The organism is Nonomuraea candida, from assembly GCF_000725485.1.
GTDB lineage: Bacteria > Actinomycetota > Actinomycetes > Streptosporangiales > Streptosporangiaceae > Nonomuraea > Nonomuraea candida.
This window is the reverse complement of sequence record NZ_JOAG01000012.1, coordinates 93,663-113,701: the sequence shown is the minus strand read 5'-3', so window position 1 is coordinate 113,701 and position 20,039 is coordinate 93,663. Positions and strand designations below refer to the sequence as shown.

The following is a 20,039-nucleotide window of genomic DNA, read 5'->3' as shown; positions in this document are numbered from 1 at the left end:
ATGCGGGTGGAACGGCTGCTTAACTTCGGGAGGGGCGGCGATAGAGCCAGGTCAGGCGCGGCTCCAGCACCCACTTGAAGACCGTGCGGGTCTCCGGCAGGCACAGGATGATGGCCAGCGCGAAGCAGCTCGCGCTGATGGCCAGCACGCCCAGCGGCCCGTAGAGCCACGGGAACGACAACCAGCCCATCTCCTTGGCGATCAGCACCGGGATGCCGTGCAGCAGGTAGCAGTAGAGCGTGCGGGTGCCGAGGTCGGTGTACCAGGTCTCCTTCCTGGGCACCAGCGCCAGCACGGCGAAGCACATGGCCAGCGCGCACACGAGCAGCCCGACGCGCAGGCCGAGACCCATGTACCAGGACAGGTCGAGGTCCTGGTAGCTGTTCTTGTAGTAGAACGGGCCGAGCTTGGCCATGGGCGCGATGAAGATGGCCACCGCCGCCGCGCCGAGGATGATGAAGACCGAGACGACCTTGATCCAGCGCCGGTTGAGCAGCTCGAAGTGCTCGGGCTGCAGCACCAGGCCGATCACGAAGAAGGGCAGCAGGCCGAAGAACCGGTCCATGCTGAAGTCGCCCGAGATCTGCGAGAACCCGGCGAACAGGTAGATCGCGATCGCCACCGGGACGGGATATTTCATCCGCTTCCACACCGGGGTGGACAACCGCCAGAACAGCAGCGCCAGCAGGTACCAGTTGAGCCAGGCCGGGTCGATGATCGTCAGGCTCCACTTCTGCCCGAGGGCGAAGCGGAGCGCGGCGTAGCCGACCTCGACGATCACGTACGGCACCAGGAACGTGTCGACCAGCTTGTTGGTCTTGGCGTTGGAGTTCCAGAAATTCCTGGACAGGTAGCCGCTGATCACCACGAACAGCGGCATGTGGAAGACGTAGATGAAGATGTAGGCCGCCCGCGCGGAGTCGGCGGCCAGGGTGGGCACCAGGGAGTGCCCGATCGGCACCAGCGCGATCAGGATGAACTTGACGTTGTCGAGGAACGGGTCGCGCTTGCGCTTGGCGGGCTCGGCCTGCCGCTGCGGCTCCGGCTGCTCCTGACCCCGCTCGCCGGACGCCGGGGCCGCGGTCACCGCCGCCTGCGGCGCGGTGAGCTCGCCGGGGGCGACGCCGGGGACAACACCAGGGGCGACACCCTGGGAGACGCCGGGGGCGACACCGTGGGGATCTGTCGACTCACTCCAGAACGCCTCCTCCGGCAGCGGCCACCGCGCTCCCGTGTTGGCGGGTCCTTGCTCCTCCGGGCTGCGCGGGGGCGTGGCCTTTGGGGAGAATCTGGTGTCAGACACTGGGGAGTCGCTCAGCTTCGCTCGGGGCCGGGGAAGGAGACGGCATCACGCATCCGAAACCTCCCGGGGCCCCGTGTCGCGCTTCGTCGCCGACCCGCAACAGACTATCCGCCCGCGCGGGTCCTGTCGCTCGGAGTGACGCAGAATGCCCGGTTACACAGGGAACTTGGAGCCTCAGGTGCACACGTTCTTCTGCTCGGAGGCGGTGATCGTGTCCTTGTTGACGCTGTCGGGCAGCTTGGTCACCTTGACCGAGTCGAAGTCCTCGCCGACGACGAGCTGGACGATCGGCGTGCCCTTCGTCCCGGCCCCCGCGGTGACCGCGGCCGTCGTGGACGTGTACGGCTGCGCGCCGACGGCCTTCACCTTGCCCGCCGCGGGCTGCGGCTTGGGCAGCACGGAGCCGGCCAGCGCGTCGGCGTAGTCGGGCGCGGTGTCGATCGACTTGGCGTAGCGGATCTCGCTCTTGGCCAGGCTCGCGCCGCCCGTGGCCTCGTAGTTGCCCACCCCGACCACGTTGAAGCCCTGCTTGGCCAGCTCGTCGGCGACCTCGCGGGCCTTGCCGACGGTCTTGGTGCCGTTGAGCACCTGCACCTTCACCTGCTCGGGCTTGAGCGTGACCTTGGGCCTGGCGCTGGCGCTGGCGCTCGGCTGGGCGGTGACCGTGACCTCGGTGTCGGTCCTGATCGAGGTGAACAGCTCGTTGGCGTCGGGCTGCTTCCAGACCACCCGGTTCGGGTCCTCGGGGTCGGGCCCCCACGGCACGGTGGTGAACTTGACCCCGCCCGCGGTCATCTCCCTGGCGCTCAGCGCGATCTGGATGAGCTGCTCGGTGTCGTTGGCCAGCTCGGGGTCCATGGTGACCGACTGGCCCGCCGCCGAGATGAACTCCCTGAGCCGGCCCACGTCGGTGAGCAGGTCGGTGCTGGTGGCCTTGGCCACGACCTTGCTGAGGAAGATCTGCTGGCGCTTGATGCGCTGGATGTCGCTGCCGTCGCCGTATTTGCGCAGGCGCACGTAGCCGAGCGCCTTCTCGCCGTTCAGCAGGCTCTTGCCGGGCGGCAGCACCAGCTTGGAGGCCTTGTCGTTGACGCCCGACTTCAGGCAGATCTCGATGCCGCCCAGCGCGTCGACGATGTTCTTGAAGCCGCTGAAGTCGACCTCGACGAAGTGGTTGATGCGGATGCCGGTGAGCGTCTCGATGGTGGACATCGTGCAGGCGATGCCGCCCGTGTTGTACGCCGAGTTGATCATGTCGCGGCGGGGGGGCATCTCCTGCTTGGTGGTCTCGTTCTTGCAGCGGGGGATCTGCACCATCGAGTCGCGCGGGAAGCTGATCAGGCGGGCCTTGTCCCTGTTGGGGGAGATGTGCATGAGGATGATCGTGTCGGTGCGCTTGCCGCCGGCGTCGGCCGTGCGGGCGAGCTGCTGGCCGTAGCGCGCGTTGCCCGCGCCCGCGCGCGTGTCGGAGCCGACGAGCAGCACGTTGAGCGCTCCGGTGTCGGGCGGGCGCGGGTTGATGATGTCCTTCTTGGCGTCTTCCTGGTTGATGTTGCCGAAGGCGTCGCGATAGGCGGTGTACGCCGTCAGCGTGCCCCCGACCATCACCGTGGTGAGGCCGATGCTGACCCAGGCCAGCACGCGCATCTTCGTCTGGCCGTTCTGCCCGCCGCCCGAGCGGTGGCCGCGCGGCGGCAGGTCCTCCGGCGGCGGTGGCGGCGGCGCGGCGGCGGCCGCCCTGCGGGCCATCCTGCTGCCGGGCTGTGTGACGGCGGTGCGGCGGTCCTGCGTGGAATCGACTACCGGCACGCTCCTGTAGTCAGTCATACGTCCCCTAGCCTCACTCCTTGTGCCGCCGGCTCGGTCGCTCCGCGCCACGAGACTAGGTCACGCACGGCGTGCCCCGAGCCATGATCGCGGGGAACGACCGTGACCCAGGCGTGATGTTTCCGCGGCAAAGCATACTCAGACCCGGACAATGGGTGGAATATCATCGCCAACTCTTTCTAGCTCCCGGACTGTCGTCGCACGTCAGGCCTGATGCTCAGAGCCGCCGCCAGGCAGGCCAAGGGCACGGCCGGCAACACGTACCGGTAGTCGAACTCGGCGGCCGCCGCCGGTGTGATCAACAGCACAACGGCCGTCGACCAGGGCACCAGCCACGCGGGAGCCGCAGCCGGAGTCGCGGTCGCAGCCGCGCGCGGTCCGCCGCGCCTGCGGAGCGCCGCCGCCACCGGCGGCACGAGCAGCACCCCCAGGAGCGCCAGGCCGGGCAGCCGCACCATGCTCTGGTAGGCCCGCAGCCATCCGGAGTACGGCTCGACGATCTCCGTGCCGATCGCACCTTGCTCATAGAGCTTGGCATATTCGGCGCCGACCTGTGCGGGATAGCGGCCAGGCGGTTCCGGCGGGGCCGCCGGGAACTGGTAGTAGCCGTAGATCTCCGCGTCGGGGTAGACCGGCCGGTCCCAGCGGAACGTCCTGCCCAGCTCCGCCAGCACCGAGGCGGCGTAGTCGAGCGGCTGCCTCCTGATCGCCAGCATCGCGAACCTGCCGGCCAGGTCGTCGTTGGCCTTCGAGAACGTGATGCCGGGCAGCAGCACCAGCGGGGAGTCCTCGGCCCAGATGTACTCCTGCGAGGGCGGGCGGCGGTCCGGCGGGCGCGGGTCGCACAGCACCCTCAGGTCGGGCGGCGGGTCCATCCGGGCGCAGTCGGCGAAGGACATCGTACGCGCGTACAGGAAGACGCCGTTCGCGCCCACCAGGCCGACCCGCTGGTAGGTGGCGTGGAACCAGGCGGCGTAGGCCACGATCGGCACCAGCGCGGCGGCCACCAGCAGCCCCGTCCACCTGATCCGGCGGCGCAGCACGAACCAGGCCGCCAGCACCACGATGAGCGGCTGGCCCACCGTCCTGGTCAGCGTGGCGGCGGCCAGCAGCAGCCCGATCGCCACCACCGTGGCGGGCCTGCGCGTGGTGCTCAGCGCCACGGCCGCGACGACCAGGAACATGAACAGCGTGTCCGAGACGAGCAGGTGCTCCAGCTCCACCTGGTACGCGTCGAGCAGCACCGGCACCGCGGCCAGCGTCGCCGCCCACCTGGGGGCCCGGCGCGCGGCCCGGTAGACCAGCACGCCGGTGGCCAGGCCGAGCAGGTGCTGGACCGCCGCCACCGCCAGGAACGAGTGCAGGGGCTCCAGCAGCTTGAGGAAGATCGAGTAGCCGGCCGGGCGCACCAGGTCGGGGCGGGGCCTGAAGACGGTGACGATGTAGGTGTAGGAGTCGGGGAACCACAGGGCCGGGCGATAACCCAGCATGGCCAGGACGCGCAGGGCCGTGCCCAGCGCCAGGACGGCCAGGAACCAGCGGTGCCCGCGCAGCCGGCGCGCCCATTCCCGCGGCAGGCGGCGCAGGCCGCTCCGCGCGGGCTCCGGCTCACCTGGCGCCGACCCCGCCTGTGGTCGGTGGCGCCGGTCGGTCCGCGCGGGCTCCGGGTCACCTGGCGCCGGCCCCGCGTGTGGCTGGTGGCGCCGGTCGGTCGCGGGGTCCGGCTCGCCTGGCACCGACCCCGCCCGCATGTCCTCCCGCTCTTCCGGCACGTCGGTACGCTACCGGCGATCGCCCGCCGCCCGCGCCTCCGTCCCCACCGCCCCACCCGCCCGCGCCGGCGGGCGGGCGAGGTGGACGGAGGGCGGGCCCGGGTTGGATACGCTCGCTCTCCGATGGAACTCGATCGACCCGGCCGGGTGCTCGCCGCGCTGTCCGTGCTGCCCGCGCTGGCGGTGGCGGGCTGGCTGCTCGCGGGGCTGCCCCTGCTGCTGCTCGGCCGGTTCGCGCCGGCGCCCGCCGCGCTGCTCGGGCTGCCCGTGATCGCGCTGCTGTGCTGGGCCGGCACCCGCCGGCTGCCGGGGGTCACGGCCGCCCCGTGGCAGGTCGCCGGGGTGGTCGCCGTCGCCCTCGGGTCGGGCGTGTTCAACCTGGTCATGCACAGCGAGCAGCTCGCCGTCAGGCGCGATCCGGCGACCTACGCCCAGTACGCCGCCTGGATCGCCGGCCACGGCTCGCTACCCATCCCCACCCAGGCCGAGGCGTTCGGGGGCCCCGACCCGGCGCTCGACTTCGCCGGCGTGGGCTTCTACGCCGTGGACGGCGGGGTGGTGCCGCAGTTCATGCCGGGCCCGCCGCTGCTGTTCGCGATCGGCAACTGGCTGGGCGCGCCGTTCGCGGTCCCGGCCGTGCTGGGGGCGCTGGCCGTGCTCACGGTGGCCGGGGTGACGGCCCGGCTGGCCGGCAGCCGGTGGGCGGTGGTGGCGGCGGGGGCCTTCGCCGTGTGCATGCCGATCCTCTACACCTCGCGCACCACGTTCAGCGAGATCCCGTCGCTGATCCTGCTGTTCGGCGGCCTCGCGCTCACCCACGACGCGCTGACCTCCCCCGCCGCCTCGGCCCGGGACAAATGGATGAAGGGGCTGCCGGCGGGGCTGGTGTTCGGGCTGGCCGTGCTGGTCAGGGTGGACGGGCTGCGGGACGTGCTGCCGGTGCTGGCGTTCGCGGGCGTGCTGATCGCGATGCGCCGCTTCCGCCGCCCGGAGGGGGTGGTGGGGCCGCCGCTGCTGGCGGGGCTGCTCGTGGGGGCCGGGATCGGGCTGCTGGCGGCGTACACGCTGGCCCGGCCGTACCTCTCCTATCTGTCGGGGTCGGTGCGGCCGCTGCTGGCCATCTGCGCCGGCGTGCTCGTGCTCACCGCCGCCGGCACGGCCGCCGCCCCCGCCCTGGCCCGCCTCCGCCTGCCCGGCTGGGCCCCCGGCGCGGGGGCGGGGCTGGTCGTGCTGGTGATGGCCGCCCTGTACGCGCGTCCCTGGTTCCAGACCGTGACCCGTGTGCCGCAGACCCCCGAAGACGCCCGCACGGCCCAGATGATCGCCCAGATCCAGCGCGCCAACGGCCTGCCGATGGACGGTCACCGCCTCTACTTCGAGAACTCCCTGCACTGGGTGGCCTGGTACGTCGGCCCCCCGGCGATCCTGCTGGCCACGGTCGCCGCCGCGCTGCTCGTCCGCAGGATGCTGCGTGACGGCGCGTCGTTCGAGTGGCTGCTGCCCCTGGCGGTCGTGGGCTGGACGACGGTCACGACGCTGCTGCGGCCCGAGATCACCCCCGACCATCCGTGGGCCGCCCGCCGCCTGGTCCCGGTGGTGATCCCGGGCATGATCCTGCTGGCCGCGTACGGGCTGGCCAGGCTGCGCCGGCTCTCCGACCGGCACGGCCCGCTCGTGCTGCGCTGGGGCATGGCGGCGGCCGTGCTGCTGGTGATCGTGCCGCCGGCCGTGACGTCGATCGGCACCGCGTTCACGCCGGTCGAGCGGGGCGAGGCGGCGGCCGTCGCGGCGATGTGCGCCAAGCTGCCGCCCGACGCCTCGGTGCTGTCCGTGGAGCGGGTCACCGGCGAGCGGTTCACCCAGGTCGTCCGGGGCATGTGCGGCAGGCCCGCGGCCCTGGTGGAGCGCGGGGGCGCGGGTGACCTCGCGCCGGAGGACGAGGTGCGCCGCCTGGTGGAGCGCGTGCGCGCGGCCGGCCGGGTGCCGGTGGTGCTGGGGGCCGAGGCGGGGCAGGTGTCGCCGTACGGGCCGGCCACGCAGGTCCTGAAGCTGGTCACCCGGCAGGACGAGCGGTCGCTCCTCGAAGCCCCCGACGGCACGTGGTCGTTGCGGATGAACGTGTGGATGGCGGTCGCCTGACCCGGTTCGCGACAGTCGTGCCATGCCGCGCGAAAGCTCCGGCGCGGGCCGCCGGCCTGGCCGTGTTCCAGATGCCGGTCGTCGCATGGGGCAGACTGGTGAGGTGATCCCGGAATCGGGAGCTCCCGCGGGGTCGATGTGGACCCGCCTTTGTGCGGGGCAGAGTACCCTCGACCCCCGTGAGCACGCTTGAGACCCCCAAGAGTGGAACTGCCGTGGAAGAAGCGCCGTACGTCACGATCGTCCTGCCCTGCTACAACGAGCAGGATCATGTCATCGACGAGGTGGAGCGCATCACCAAGGCGATGGACTCAAGCGGCTACACCTATGAGCTGGTCGCCGTCGACGACTGCTCGACCGACGCGACGCTGGAGAAGCTGCGCGAGGCCGCTCCACACTACCCCCACCTGCGCATCCGCGCCTTCCACCGCAACGGCGGCTCCGGCACCGTGCGGCGCATCGGCACGCAGGAGGCCAGGGGCGAGATCGTCGTCTGGACCGACGCCGACATGTCCTACGCCAACGAGCGCATCCCCGAGCTGGTGCAGATCCTGGAGAAGGACCCCACCGTCGACCAGGTGGTCGGGGCGCGCACCAGCGAGGAGGGCTCGCACAAGCTGCTGCGCGTGCCGGCCAAGTGGGTGATCCGCAAGGTGGCCGAGATGCTGGCCGGGCAGAAGATCCCCGACCTCAACTCGGGCCTGCGGGCCTTCCGCAAGTCGGTGGCGCGGCCCTACCTGCGACTGCTGCCTCCCGGGTTCTCGTGCGTCACGACGATCACGCTGTCGTTCCTGATGAACCAGCACGACATCTACTACCTGCCGACCGAATACGCCAAGCGGGCCGGCAAGTCGAAGTTCAGCTTCGTCTCCGACGCCTACCGCTACATCCTCCAGGTGCTGCGGATGATCATGTACTTCAACCCGCTCAAGGTGCTCATGCCGCCCGCGCTGTGGCTGGTGGGCATCGGGTTCGTGAAGGGCGTCTGGGACATGATCCGGCACCCGTTCTACTTCCCGGAAAACACGGTCATGATCTTCCTGTCCGGGCTGCTGATCGGCTCCGTGGCGCTGCTGGCCGACCTGATCGTGCGCTCGCGGGGAGAGTGACGTTGCGCATCGCGATCGTCGGCCCCACCTACCCGTACAAGGGCGGCGGGGCCCAGCACACCACCGAGCTGGCGCACCGGCTGGCGGCGCGCGGGCACGACGTGGTGATCGAGTCGTGGCGGGCGCAGTACCCGTCCTTCCTCTATCCGGGGCAGCAGACGATCTCCGCGCCCGAGGGCACGCCCTACCCGAGGACCGCGCGCCGGCTCGACTGGCGGCGGCCCGACGGCTGGCTGTCCGCCGGGCGGCGGCTGCGCTCGGCCGACCTGGTGGTGCTGGCGGTGCTGAGCCCCGTGCAGGTGCCCCCCTACCTGGGCATCCTGTACGGCATCGGGCGCCGGGCCAGGACGATCGCGCTCTGCCACAACGTGCTGCCGCACGAGCGCAAGCCCTACGACGAGCCGCTGATGAAGGCGCTGCTCAAGCGGGTCGACGGCGTGCTGGCCCACTCCGAGCAGCAGGCCGGGCTGGCCAGGGGGCTCACGGGCAAGCCCGTCAACGTGGCGGCGCTGCCGCCGCACCTGCCCTCGACCTCCGGCGAGAGGTCCGCCGAGCCGGTGCGCCGCAGGTTGCTGTTCTTCGGCATGGTGCGGCCGTACAAGGGGCTGGACCTGCTGCTGCGGGCGCTGCCCGAGGGGATCGGGCTGACGGTCGCGGGCGAGTTCTGGGGCGGGCTGGAGGAGACGAAGGCGCTGATCGCGGAGCTGGGCCTGGGCGACCGGGTGGAGCTGCGGCCCGGATACGTGCCGGCCGGGGACGTGCCCGGGCTGTTCGCCGCCGCCGACGCGCTCGTGCTGCCCTACCGCAGCGCCACGGCCAGCCAGAACGTCTGGCTCGCGCACGAGCACGGCGTGCCGGTGATCGCCACCCGGGTGGGCGCGCTGGCCGACCACGTCACCGACGGCGTGGACGGGCTGCTGGTCGAGCCGGGCGACGCCGGGGCGCTGCGGGCGGCGATCGAGCGGTTCTACGTCTCGGGGGAGCCCGAGAGGTTGCGGTCGGGGGTCAAGGCGGTCGATCCCGAGCCGTTCTGGTCGGCGTACACCGAGGCGCTGCTCGGCGCCTGACGGCCCAGCAGGAACGCGATCCCGGCCGCCGCGGCGTCGGCCAGCGTGAACGCCAGCCGCGACACGATGGCCACCGCGAGCGCGGCCGGCGTGCCGATGACCGGGCCGAGGGCGAGCACCAGCGCGCCCTCCCTGACGCCGACCCCGGCGGGCACGACCACGGTGAGGATGCCGGTGGCCCAGGCGAAGGCGTAGGCCCCGGTCGCCAGCACGTAGAGGTCGGCGCGGCCGGCGACCAGCCAGATGTGCACGCCGTACACGAGCCAGCCCAGCAGCGTCCACGCCACCGCCACGACCACCGTGCGGCCCGGCAGCACGCTCTCCAGCGGCTCCTTGCGCGCCACGCGCAGCGCCAGGTTGAGACCCCAGGTGAGCACCTTGGGGTGCAGGCACACGACGATCACCGGCACGAGCAGCCCGATGTACCACGCCTGCCGCACCGCCTCCAGCGTGCCCAGCGTGGCGGCGGCGATCGAGATCGCCACCCCGAGGCTGATCACCAGCCCGAGCGAGATCGTCGCGAACGTGCGCCGCGGCGGGCTCCCGTGGTCGCGCCCGAGGTCCATCATCGCCGCGTACGCCCACACCGCCCCCGGGATGTACTTCCCGAGCTGCCCCACGAACATGATCCGCCCGGCGATCCGCACCGGCACCCGCGTGCCGAGCCCCGCCAGGATCTCCCGCCAGGCCAGCAGCATGCAGAACTGCCCGGCCAGCACGGCGGCGAACGACCCGAGCACCGCCCACGGCGACATGGCGGCCACGGCGGTGGTGGTCTCGTGCCAGTTCACGGCCAGCCCGTAGCCCAGGAAACCGAGCGCGACCAGGGCGAGGACGATGCGGAGCAGGCGGCGGAACATTGGCTCAGGTTACGCGTGGTCCTCCCGGTGAGGCCAGCTGCTCGTGGGTCCCGGCCGCCGTACCGGAGCCGCGTTTGACGTCGGAGTGGCGCGGAGGTCGGTACGGTGGGGAACCGTGGTGAAGCAACGGGTCGCGCAGCTCGAATACTCGGAGTTCCAGTCCGCCATGCTCGACGAGGCGAAGCGGCGGCGGAAGGCGGCGAAGATCATCGCGGTGCTGGAGCACTTCCACGGGCCGCTCGCCGGGCTGACGGTGGGCGACGTGGGCTGCTCGGCCGGGTTCATCGCCGACGAGCTGGCGCAGGCCGGGGCCGGGCACACGCTGGGCATCGACATCGACGTGCCCGGGCTGCGCAAGGCGGCCGACCGGTTCGGCGAGCGGGTGGCGTTCGTGTGCGGCGACGGCACGGCGCTGCCGTTCCCCGACGGCTCGATCGACGTGCTGGTGTTCAACCACATCTACGAGCACGTGGTCGACCCCGACGCGGTGGTGGCCGAGATGCACCGGGTGCTGTCCGACGACGGGGTGCTCTACCTCGGGCTCGGCAACCGGCTCGGCGTCATGGAGCCGCACTACAAGCTGCCCTTCCTGTCCTACCTGCCGCCCGCGCTGGCCGACCGCTACGTCCGGGCGTTCGGGCGGGCCGACCACTACTACGAGCGGTTCAGGACGCGGCGCGGGCTGCGCAGGATGCTGCGCGCCTTCCACGTGTGGGACTACACCTTCCCCGTGCTGGCCACGCCGACGAAGTTCGCCGGGGGCGAGCTGTTCCCCGGGCTGCCGGGCAAGGTGGTCAAGGCCGTGTTGTCGCGCATGCCGCGCGAGCTGCTCAGGCTGCTGCTGCCGGTCGTGCCGACCTACCTGTGGGTGGCCACCAAGACGCCGCGCCGCCCGGTGGGCGCGCACCTGCCGCAACCTCCCGAGCGGGTGCGCCCCCTGTGAGTCCCCGGGAACCGGCCGTGAACGAACCGACAGCGGACGAACCGGCAGCGCACGAACCGGCGGCGGGCGAACCGGCGGCGGGCGAACCGGCAGCGGGCGGAGGTGGCGCCGAGGCGGTGGGGCGGCGGCGGCCGGTCGGTCGCCGGCTGATCAGATACGGCTTCCTGGCCGTCGCGCTCGGCTTCGGCGTCTACGCGGTGGCCGCGCAGTGGGACGCGGTGGTGGCGGGGTTCGCGAAGCTGTCGTGGCAGGCGCTGGCCGGCTCGCTGGCCGCCGTGGTCGCCGCGCTGCTCGGCGCCATGCTCACCTGGCGCACGCTGCTGGCCGACCTCGGCTCGCCGCTCAGGCCGCGCCCGGCGGCCAAGGTGTTCTTCGTGGGCCAGCTCGGCAAGTACATCCCCGGCGCCGTCTGGCCCGTGCTGGCCCAGATGGAGCTGGGCCGCGAGCTCGGCGTGCCGCGGCCGCGCAGCGCCGCCGCGTTCTTCCTGATGATGCCGATCCAGATCGCCACCGGCCTGCTGGTCACGCTGGTGACGCTGGGCTGGGACCGCTACGGCTGGCTGCTGCTGCTCATCCCGCTGCTGCTGGTCCTGCTGGAGCCCAAGGTCATCAACGCCGTGATCGGCTACGCCCTGCGCCGGCTCAAGCGCGAGCCCCTCGAACGCCCCCTCACCCGGCGCGGCATGCTGACCGCCCTCGGCTGGGCGCTGGCCGGCTGGCTCGCCTACGGCGTGCACCTCTACTTCGTCGCCCCCCAGGGCGGCCTGATCTTCGCGATCGGCGCCTTCGCGCTGTCGTGGTGCCTGGGGATCGTGACCTTCGTCATCCCGGCGGGCGCGGGCGTCAGGGAGCTGGCCATGGTGGCCGTCCTGGCGCCCCAACTTGACGCCGGTGCCGCAATTGCGGTCGCACTTTCGTCCCGCATTGTCATCATCGTGGGCGATCTGGTCTGCGCCGGACTGGCGGGAATTGCGGCGCGTCGCGACTCGGTGTGATTTGGACCACGATTTAGGGGAGGCTGGTCATAAGCTGAACTTTAGAGGGGGACGTACGGTCCCACGTTGATCTTGAGGGGAGAAGATCTTCGTAATGCCTCGAGTGCTCGTCGATGCGGCGGCGGTCCCCGCGGACCGCGGCGCGTTGATCAGATATGTGGACGGGCTCGTGGCCGCGCTCGACCGGGCCGGCGCCGACCTGTCAGTGGTCTGCCAGCGCGCCGAAGCGGAGCGATACCGGCGCCTGGCGCCCTCGGCCCGGGTGATCCCCGGGCCTGTCGCCATCACCAACCGGGCCACCAGGCTGGCATGGGAGCAGACGGGCCTGCCGCTGCTCGCCCGCCAGGCCGGCGCGGAGGTGATCCACGCTCCCTACTACTCCATCCCGCTCGGCTCGGGCCTGCCGACCGTCGTGACGGTGCACGACGCCACCTGGTTCACCGAGCCCGAACAGCACGGCTCGCGGGCCGCGTTCTTCCGCGGCGCCACCCGCACGGCCGTGCGCCACGCCCGGCGCGTGATCGTGCCGTCCAAGGCGACCAGGGACGAGCTCGTCCGCGTGCTGTCCGCCGACCCCACCCGCATCGACGTCGCCTATCACGGCGTCGATCTGGCCCAGTTCCATCCGCCGAGCGAGGCGGAGATCCGCCGGGCCGCGCTGCGGCTGGGGCTGCACGGCCAGCCCTACGTGGCCTTCCTCGGCGCGCTCGACCCGCGCAAGAATGTGCCCAATCTCATCCGCGGCTTCGCCGCCGCCGTGAAGCGGCTGGAAGAGCCGCCCGCGCTGGTGCTGGGAGGCGGGGTGCACGAGGACGACGTGGACGCCGCCTGCCGCGAGGTCGAGGCCACCGTCAGGGTCATCAGGCCCGGCTACCTCGGCGCGCCCGACCTGCCCGGGTTCCTGGGCGGGGCGCTCGTGGTGGCCTTCCCCTCGCGCGGCGAGGGGTTCGGCCTGCCGGTGCTGGAGGCGATGGCCTGCGGCGCGCCGGTGCTGACCACCTACCGCACGTCGCTGCCCGAGGTGGGCGGCGACGCCGTCGCCTACACCGAGCCCGACGCCGACAGCATCGCCGCCGCGCTGGGCCAGCTGCTGGCCTCCCCCGAGCGCAGGCGCCAGTTGCGGGAGGCCGGGCTGGCCCGGGCCCGCGAATTCACCTGGGACGCCTCGGCGGAGGCGCATCTCAGCTCCTATCAACGCGCCATCGAATAGTTCGGTAACCTCACGGAGTGATGGAGAGCTCTTTGCCAGACCTCGAGGCGATCCTCCTGGTCGGGGGGCAGGGCACGCGCCTGCGTCCGCTGACACTGGGCACGCCCAAGCCGCTGCTGCCGACCGCCGGGGTGCCGTTCCTGGCCCACCAACTGGCCCGCGCGCGAGCGTTCGGCGTGCGCCGGATCGTGTTCGCGACCTCGTACAAGGCGTCGATGTTCGAGCCCGCCTTCGGCGACGGGGCGGCTTTCGGGCTCTCGCTCGAATACATAACGGAAGAGACGCCGCTGGGCACCGGCGGCGCGATCCGCAACGCCGCGGAGGCGCTGACCGCCGGTCCGGACGACCCGGTCCTCATCCTCAACGGCGACATCCTGTCCGGCCACGACATCGGCGAGCAGATCCGGGTCCACCGCGAGCGGCAGGCCGCTGTAACGCTCCATCTGACCGAGGTGGACGACCCCTCCCGGTTCGGGTGCGTGCCCACCGACGAGGCGGGGCGGGTGACGGCCTTCCTGGAGAAGACGCCCAACCCGGTCACCAACCGGATCAACGCCGGCTGCTACGTGTTCACCCGGTCGGTGATCGACTCGATCCCGCGTGACGAGGTCGTCTCGGTCGAGCGCGAGACGTTCCCCGGGCTGATCGAGTCGGGGCAGCTCGTGCTCGGCTACGCCGACCGCACCTACTGGCTCGACGTCGGCACGCCGGCCGCCTTCGTGCGCGGCTCGCGCGACCTGGTGCTGGGCCGCCTGTCCTCGCCCGCGCTGCCGGGGCCGACCGGCGAATACCTGGCGCTCGAAGGGGCCAGCGTCTCGCCCGAGGCGAAGGTGCGGGGCGGCACGGCGGTCGGCGCGCGGGCCGTGGTCGAGGCCGGGGCCTCGGTGGTCGGCTCGGTGCTGAGCGACGACTGCGTCATCGAGGCCGGGGCCGTGGTGACCGACTCCGTGGTGGGCTACGGGGCGCGGGTCTGCGCGGGCACGGTGGTGCGCGACGCCGTCATCGGCGACGGCGCGATCGTGGGGCCGGGCAACGAGCTGCAGCACGGCGTGCGCATCTGGCCGGGCGTCGAGCTGCCCGAACGGGCGCTGCGTTACTCCAGCGACGTCTGACGGCCTCCGGCGACGTCTGACGGCTGGCGTTCGGCGCGTTTCGCGCAGCGGTCCGGTCCGGCCCGAGCAGGGGAGGTGTCGGGGCAGACTGGACGCGTGATGGAGCGCAGGTGGGTGCCCGGATGGCCGCTGGACGTGGGGCTGGCCTTGCGGCCCCACCAGCGCGGCGGCGGCGACCCCGCCTGGCGGCGGACCGCCGACGGCGCCGTCTGGCGCACCACCAGGACACCCGACGGGGCCTGCACGCTGCGGGTCAGCGTGCGGGGCGGCGAGGTGTACGGGCACGCCTGGGGGCCGGGCGCCGGCTGGGCCCTGGAGACGCTGCCCGCGCTGCTCGGGGCCGGCGACGACGTCTCGGGCTTCCGCGCCGAGCACGAGGCGCTGGCCGAGGCCGCCAGGAGGCACCCCGGCCTGCGGATCGGCCGCACCGGGCGGGTGATGGAGGCCCTCGTGCCGGCCGTGCTGGAGCAGAAGGTGGTCGGGCGGGAGGCCTGGCGGGCCTGGCGCTGGCTGCTGGCCCGCTACGGCGAGCCCGCCCCCGGCCCGGCCCCCGAGGGCATGCGGGTGGTGCCCGAGGCCGAGGTGTGGCGGCAGATCCCGGCCTGGCACTGGCACCGCGCGGGCGCCGAGGCCGTGCGCGCCAGGACGATCGCCACCGCCGCCTGGCACGCCGGCAAGCTGGAGGCCGCCGCCACGACGCAGGAGCTCGACCGGCTGCTGCGCGCGCTGCCCGGCATCGGGGTGTGGACGTCGGCCGAGGTGCGCCAGCGCGCCTTCGGCGACCCCGACGCGGTCAGCATCGGGGACTTCCATCTGGCCAAGCTCGTGGGCTACGCGCTGACCGGGGAGAAGACCGACGATCAGGGGATGATGCGGCTGCTGGAGCCGTACACCGGGCATCGGCACCGGGCGACCGTCTACGTCGCGCTCAGCGGCCTGCCCCCGCCCGCGCGCGGGCCCCGGATGCCAGCGCGCGACTACCGGTCGTTCTGAGCCGTGGGGGCGCCCCGCCCGCGTCGCGGAGGCGGGGCGCCGCTCCGCGGGTGAAGGGTCAGGTCAGCCCGCGCAGGGTCGTGGCCAGCAGCTCGGGCTCGCGCAGCGGGATGTCGTGGCCGGCGCCCGGTACGCGTACCACCGCCTACCACGCCCCTGAGTGCGGCCGGTGAACTCAGCCCGTCGTACTGTGCCCCTATGAGTTCTGACTCCGCGCTCCGCCGCGCCCTCGCCCGCGCCCGGGACGGCAAGACCCTTGACGTCACCGAGGCGACCGTCCTCCTGCACGCCCGTGACGGACACCTCGACACGCTCCTCGACCACGCCTCCCGCGTCCGCGACGCCGGGCTGCGGGCCGCCGGGCGCGAGGGGGTCATCACCTACAGCAGGAAGGTGTTCATCCCGTTGACCCGGCTGTGCCGGGACCGTTGTCACTATTGCACGTTCGCGACCGCGCCGAACAAGCTGCCCGCGCCGTTCCTGAGCCCCGACGAGGTGCTGGAGATCGCCCGGCAGGGGGCGGCGATGGGGTGCAAGGAGGCGCTGTTCACGCTGGGGGACCGGCCGGAGGACCGCTGGCACCAGGCCAGGGAGTGGCTCGACGCGCACGGCTATGACGACACCTTGTCCTACGTGCGGGCGATGGCGATCAGGGTGCTGGAGGAGACCGGGTTGTTGCCGCACCTCAACCCCGGGGTGCTGAGCTGGCGTGACCTCCAGCGGCTCAAGCCGGTGGCGCCGTCGATGGGGATGATGCTGGAGACGACGTCGCGGCGGCTGTTCGAGGAGAAGGGGCAGCCCCACTACGGCTCGCCGGACAAGGACCCGGCCGTGCGGCTGCGGGTGCTGGAGGACGCGGGCCGCACGAACGTGCCGTTCACCACGGGCATCCTGATCGGCATCGGCGAGACCCTGGAGGACCGGGCCGAGTCGATCTTCGCCATCCGGCGGGTGTCCAGGGAGTACGGCGGCATCCAGGAAGTCATCGTGCAGAACTTCCGCGCCAAGCCCGACACCGCCATGCGCGGCCTGCCGGACGCCGATCTGCAGGAGCTGGCCGCGACCATCGCGGTGGCCCGGCTGGTGCTCGGCCCCCGCGTACGTCTCCAGGCCCCGCCCAACCTGGTGGACGCCGAGTACGAGCTGATGATCCGGGCCGGCATCGACGACTGGGGCGGCGTGTCGCCGCTGACGCCCGACCACGTCAACCCGGAGCGGCCGTGGCCGCAGATCGACGACCTCGCGGCCCGTACCGCGGAGGCCGGCTTCCGCCTGCGCGAGCGCCTGACCATCTACCCCGAGTACGTCAGGGCGGGGGAGCCCTGGCTCGACCCGCGGCTGATCGCCCACGTCTCGGCCCTGGCGGACCCGGAGACCGGGCTGGCCCGCGAGGACGCCGTCCTGGAGGGCCGCCCGTGGCAGGAGCCCGACGGCGGGTTCGCCGCGTCGGGGCGGGTGGACCTGCACGTCGAGGTGGACACCACGGGCCGCACCAGCGACCGGCGCGACGACTTCGACCACGTCTACGGCGACTGGGACGCGCTGCGCGAGCGCCTGGGCGGCACGGCCGCCGCCACGCCCGGCGACGTGCGCCAGGCGCTCAGGCGGGCCGAGGCCGACCCGGCGGGGCTGACGGACGCCGAGGCCGTCGCCCTGCTCGGGGCCGAGGGGGAGGCGCTGGACGAGCTGGCCGCGATCGCCGACGCGCTGCGCAAGGAGGCCGTGGGCGACGAGGTCACCTACGTCGTCAACCGGAACATCAACTTCACCAACGTCTGCTACACCGGCTGCCGCTTCTGCGCCTTCGCCCAGCGCAGGACCGACGCCGACGCGTACACGCTGAGCGTGGAGCAGGTCGCCGACCGGGCGGAGGAGGCGTGGGCGGCCGGCGCGACCGAGGTGTGCATGCAGGGCGGCATCCACCCCGACCTGCCCGGCAGCGCCTACTTCGACATCGCCAGGGCGGTCAAGGCCAGGACGCCGGACATGCACGTGCACGCATTCTCGCCGATGGAGGTCATCAACGGCGCCAGCCGGATGAACCTGCCCGTCCGCGACTGGCTGGAGGCGGCCAAGGAGGCGGGCGTGGACTCGCTGCCGGGCACGGCGGCCGAGATCCTCGACGACGACGTGCGCTGGGTGCTGACCAAGGGCAAGCTGCCGGCCAAGGAGTGGATCGAGGTCATCACGACGGCTCACGAGGTCGGCATCCCCACCACCTCGACCATGATGTACGGGCACGTGGACAACCACCTGCACTGGGTCAGGCACATCAAGCTCATCAGGTCGCTGCAGGAGCGCACCGGCGGCTTCTCGGAGTTCGTGCTGCTGCCGTTCGTGCACACCAGCGCCCCCATCTACCTGGCGGGCGTGGCCAGGCCGGGGCCGACGGCGCAGGAGAACCGGGCCGTGCACGCGCTGGCCAGGATCCTGCTGCACGGCTCGATCAGCAACATCCAGTGCTCCTGGGTCAAGCTCCAGGACGACCTGTGCCGCCAGGTGCTCCAGGGCGGGGTGAACGACCTCGGCGGCACGCTGATGGAGGAGACGATCAGCAGGATGGCCGGGTCGGAGAACGGCTCGTACAAGACGATCAGCGAGCTGCGCGCGATGGTCGAGGTCACCGGCCGGCCGGTCAGGCAGCGCACCACCGAGTACGGCGTGCCGGACGCGGAGCGGCTGGCTGCCTCGGCCGCCAGCGACGGCGTCTGCCAGAGCGTCAGAAGGGTCCTGCCGCTGGCTTAGTTGTAACGTGTTCTAACAAGCACTTGCGCCCGCCCCGCGAGGCGCTGGGAGAATCGTCACTCCCCCGGAGAGAGGGTCCACCGTGCGGTTGGGTCGACATCGCGCAGCGCTCTCCCCCGAGCAGCGCCGCAGGAAGGCGCTGCGGCGCGGCATGCTGGCGGGGCTGGCGGCCGTGGCCATCGTCGCGGCCGGCGGCGTCGTGATCTTCGGTGGCGGCGGCGTGCTGTGCAGCACACGAGAGCCTGTTCTGGTGAACGTGGCCGCCGCCGTCGACGTGGCCCCGGCGGTCATGGAGGCGGCGGGCCGGTTCAACGAGTCGAAGACGGCCGCGGGCGGCCGGTGCGTGCTGGTCCAGGTGACCGAGCAGCCGCCGGCCACGGTCCTGCGCACGCTCATCGGCGACCGGGCGGGCGTGCTGGACGAGCGGCCCGACGGCTGGATCGCCGACTCCTCCGCCTGGATCAGGCTGGCCCGCCAGCAGGGCGCCAGCGCGCTGCCGGCGGAGGAGAGCGTGGTGGCGACCTCGCCGCTGGTCTTCGCCACCCGCGCGTCGCTGGCCCGGCGCTTCTCGGTGGGCGACACCGAGATGAACTGGCGGATGGTCTTCCCCTCGACCGTGCGCGGGCGGCTGACGCCCAACGCCGACGAGCCCGACGTCGTCCGCGTGCCCGACCCGTCGCTGGCCGGGGCGGGCATCGCGACCGTGGCCGCCGCCAGGGACGTCGTCGGCACCGGGCCGGACGCCGACAAGGCGCTGACCGCGTTCGTCCGGTGGGCGCAGGCCGGCTCGGCCCCCGACTACCGCAGCATGCTGGCCGCGGTGGACGACCGCACGTTCTGGCAGCGGCCGGTCGTCATCGTCCCCGAGCAGTCGGTGTGGAACCACAACCTGCGGCCCTCCGCCGACCCGGTCGTGGCCCTGCACCCGCGCGAGGGCACGATCAACCTCGACTACCCGTACGTCGTCACCGCCACCGACCCCGACGTCGCCGAGGCGTCGGCCGCCTTCGCCGGCTGGCTGAAGGGCCCGCGGGCGCAGGAGATCGTGCGGCGGGCGGGGTTCAGGTCGGGCGACGGCGCGCAGGGCCCGATCTCGCGCGGCCCGCAGGTCCCGGCCGCCGCGCCGCGCACCCGGTCGTCGGTGTCGGCGCAGGACATCGACGAGGCGCTGCGCGCGTGGAGCAGGCTGGCCCCGCCGACCAACATCCTGGTGCTGGCCGACACCTCCAAGCACATGGCCGAGCCGCTGGACGGCCGGACCCGGGTGAACGTGGCGCTGGACGCGGCCAAGATCGGCCTGCGGCTCTTCCCCGACTCCACCCGCATGGGCCTGTGGGAGTTCGCCGACAAGGCCGGCGGCATCAGGGGCTACCGCGAGCACGTCGGGCTGGGCCCGATCAACGAGCCGGAGACCGGGCAGGTGATCCGCAGGAGCCGCCTCGACCAGCTCACCAGCACGATCACCGCCCATCCCCGGCGGGACAGCTCCCTGTACGACGCGATCCTCAGCGGCTTCCGCGAGGTCACCACCGAGTACCGCGAGGAGATGAACAACACGCTGCTGGTGATCACGGCGGGCCGGGACGACGGCAAGGGCTCGGACCTGGCGCAGCTCCTCGACCGGCTGCGGCGCGAGTGGAACCCGGACCGGCCCGTGCAGATCATCGTCATCGCGTTCGGGAAGGTGGTGGACCGGGAGAGCCTGGCGCAGGTCACGGCGCTGACGAACGGCTCGCTGCACGAGGCGCGGGAGCCGGGGGAGATCATCGACGTCTTCCTCGCGGCCCTGGCGCGCCGCCTGTGCCACCCCACCTGCAAGCCGACGACCTGAGGAGGCGCGCCTCAGGCGGGCTACGGCGTGAGGAAACGCTCGGGGGTGCGGCGTGAGGAAACGCTCAGGGGTGCGGCGTGAGGAAACGCTCAGGGGTGCGGCGTGAGGGGACGCCGTGCGGGTGTCCCCTCAC

14 protein-coding genes are annotated in these 20,039 nt (G+C 72.5%); 10 read left to right on the top strand and 4 right to left on the bottom strand.

All coding sequences use genetic code 11. The annotated features are described in order from the left end of the window. Positions 1-19: 19 nt before the first annotated feature. From IO39_RS12465 to IO39_RS12455, 3 genes are all read right to left on the bottom strand, one after another. Positions 20-1,303: an acyltransferase family protein gene (locus IO39_RS12465; protein ID WP_169789057.1), complete on the bottom strand. Its 1,284-nt coding sequence runs from the start codon at positions 1,301-1,303 to the stop codon at positions 20-22. Between the two features lie 174 nt (positions 1,304-1,477). Next, positions 1,478-3,112, bottom strand: coding sequence for an LCP family protein (locus tag IO39_RS12460; RefSeq protein WP_245641935.1), 1,635 nt, complete (start codon positions 3,110-3,112; stop codon positions 1,478-1,480). A gap of 197 nt (positions 3,113-3,309) precedes the next feature. Further along, the gene (locus IO39_RS12455; protein WP_245641934.1) at positions 3,310-4,902 is read right to left on the bottom strand and encodes a glycosyltransferase family protein; all 1,593 of its coding nucleotides are present in this window, start codon (positions 4,900-4,902) and stop codon (positions 3,310-3,312) included. Positions 4,903-5,025: 123 nt separating this feature from the next. Here IO39_RS12455 and IO39_RS12450 point away from each other — a divergent pair, with 123 nt between their 5' ends. From IO39_RS12450 to IO39_RS12440, 3 genes are all read left to right on the top strand, one after another. Continuing rightward, positions 5,026-7,041: a hypothetical protein gene (locus tag IO39_RS12450; RefSeq protein ID WP_043620712.1), complete on the top strand. Its 2,016-nt coding sequence runs from the start codon at positions 5,026-5,028 to the stop codon at positions 7,039-7,041. Between the two features lie 179 nt (positions 7,042-7,220). Next, a complete protein-coding gene (locus IO39_RS12445; RefSeq protein ID WP_043620709.1) occupies positions 7,221-8,150 on the top strand; it encodes a glycosyltransferase family 2 protein in 930 nt (309 codons plus the stop codon). Between the two features lie 2 nt (positions 8,151-8,152). Continuing rightward, the gene (locus tag IO39_RS12440) at positions 8,153-9,217 is read left to right on the top strand and encodes a glycosyltransferase family 4 protein (RefSeq protein ID WP_043620706.1); all 1,065 of its coding nucleotides are present in this window, start codon (positions 8,153-8,155) and stop codon (positions 9,215-9,217) included. Here the strand turns inward: IO39_RS12440 and IO39_RS12435 are convergent. Further along, positions 9,118-10,077: a lysylphosphatidylglycerol synthase transmembrane domain-containing protein gene (locus tag IO39_RS12435; protein WP_043620704.1), complete on the bottom strand. Its 960-nt coding sequence runs from the start codon at positions 10,075-10,077 to the stop codon at positions 9,118-9,120. The two genes, IO39_RS12440 and IO39_RS12435, sit on opposite strands and share 100 nt — an antisense overlap. Before the next feature lie 115 nt (positions 10,078-10,192). Here IO39_RS12435 and IO39_RS12430 point away from each other — a divergent pair, with 115 nt between their 5' ends. From IO39_RS12430 to IO39_RS12400, 7 genes are all read left to right on the top strand, one after another. Next, complete coding sequence (locus IO39_RS12430; RefSeq protein ID WP_043620701.1) at positions 10,193-11,020, top strand: class I SAM-dependent methyltransferase; 828 nt, start codon at positions 10,193-10,195, stop codon at positions 11,018-11,020. A gap of 17 nt (positions 11,021-11,037) precedes the next feature. Next, on the top strand, positions 11,038-12,015 hold the full coding sequence (locus tag IO39_RS12425) for a lysylphosphatidylglycerol synthase domain-containing protein (protein WP_245641933.1): 978 nt from the start codon (positions 11,038-11,040) through the stop codon (positions 12,013-12,015). Between the two features lie 94 nt (positions 12,016-12,109). After that, positions 12,110-13,225: a glycosyltransferase family 4 protein gene (locus IO39_RS12420; protein ID WP_043620698.1), complete on the top strand. Its 1,116-nt coding sequence runs from the start codon at positions 12,110-12,112 to the stop codon at positions 13,223-13,225. Between the two features lie 32 nt (positions 13,226-13,257). After that, positions 13,258-14,337 (top strand): mannose-1-phosphate guanylyltransferase, encoded by a 1,080-nt coding sequence (gene manB, locus IO39_RS12415; protein ID WP_245641932.1) that lies wholly within the window; start codon positions 13,258-13,260, stop codon positions 14,335-14,337. A gap of 99 nt (positions 14,338-14,436) precedes the next feature. Further along, positions 14,437-15,330 (top strand): DNA-3-methyladenine glycosylase family protein, encoded by an 894-nt coding sequence (locus tag IO39_RS12410; RefSeq protein WP_211266998.1) that lies wholly within the window; start codon positions 14,437-14,439, stop codon positions 15,328-15,330. Between the two features lie 198 nt (positions 15,331-15,528). Further along, a complete protein-coding gene (locus IO39_RS12405) occupies positions 15,529-18,075 on the top strand; it encodes a bifunctional FO biosynthesis protein CofGH (RefSeq protein WP_043620693.1) in 2,547 nt (848 codons plus the stop codon). Positions 18,076-18,163: 88 nt separating this feature from the next. Further along, positions 18,164-19,906 (top strand): substrate-binding and VWA domain-containing protein, encoded by a 1,743-nt coding sequence (locus IO39_RS12400; RefSeq protein ID WP_439331473.1) that lies wholly within the window; start codon positions 18,164-18,166, stop codon positions 19,904-19,906. The last annotated feature ends 133 nt before the right edge of the window (positions 19,907-20,039 follow it).

Bases quoted from the DNA above. Each gene is read 5' to 3' on its own strand.
- IO39_RS12450 (WP_043620712.1), top strand. From the start codon at position 5,026: ATGGAACTCGATCGACCCGGCCGGGTGCTCGCCGCGCTGTCCGTGCTG.
- IO39_RS12435 (WP_043620704.1), bottom strand. From the start codon at position 10,077: ATGTTCCGCCGCCTGCTCCGCATCGTCCTCGCCCTGGTCGCGCTCGGT.
- IO39_RS12420 (WP_043620698.1), top strand. From the start codon at position 12,110: ATGCCTCGAGTGCTCGTCGATGCGGCGGCGGTCCCCGCGGACCGCGGC.
- IO39_RS12410 (WP_211266998.1), top strand. From the start codon at position 14,437: ATGGAGCGCAGGTGGGTGCCCGGATGGCCGCTGGACGTGGGGCTGGCC.
- IO39_RS12405 (WP_043620693.1), top strand. From the start codon at position 15,529: ATGAGTTCTGACTCCGCGCTCCGCCGCGCCCTCGCCCGCGCCCGGGAC.